1 rRNA gene is annotated in these 544 nt (G+C 40.1%); it reads left to right on the top strand.

Annotation, left to right across the window (positions count from 1 at the left end):
• Nucleotides 1-275 precede the first annotated feature (275 nt).
• Nucleotides 276-544 (top strand): 23S ribosomal RNA (locus IQR33_RS27780); the annotation flags it as partial.

Below are 544 nucleotides of genomic sequence, written 5' to 3'. Positions count from 1 at the left end.
TCTTTAAAAATGGTTTTCATCAGAAAATCTAGCTCTTTAACAATTTGGAAAGCTGACAAAACAACAATTTATTGTTGTTTGTAAAGTTCTCAATGTTTATCGAAAGATAAACACCAAAATACACATTCAAGTGTTCTTGGCTTTTTGTTTTCATTTTTTCTAAAAATGAAGGTAAAGAGATGAGTCCGGCAAAATCGAATGTCTCTCGCTCATTCAAATAATGAGAGACAACTTTGGTGATTTGAACATCAACTCGAAACTCCTTCGGGTTGTATGGTTAAGTGACTAAGCGTACACGGTGGATGCCTTGGCAGTCAGAGGCGATGAAGGACGTATTAACTTGCGATAAGCCCAGATTAGGTAGTAAAAACCATTTGAGTCTGGGATTTCCGAATGGGGAAACCCACTTACATAAGTAAGTATCGCTGCGTGAATACATAGCGCAGCGAGGCGAACCGGGGGAACTGAAACATCTAAGTACCCCGAGGAAAAGAAATCAACCGAGATTCCGAAAGTAGCGGCGAGCGAAATTGGACTAGCCCTT

The organism is Vibrio sp. OPT46, from assembly GCF_015163535.1.
In the GTDB taxonomy this organism is placed as follows: domain Bacteria; phylum Pseudomonadota; class Gammaproteobacteria; order Enterobacterales; family Vibrionaceae; genus Vibrio; species Vibrio alginolyticus.
This window is presented reverse-complemented; position numbering and strand designations above follow the sequence as displayed.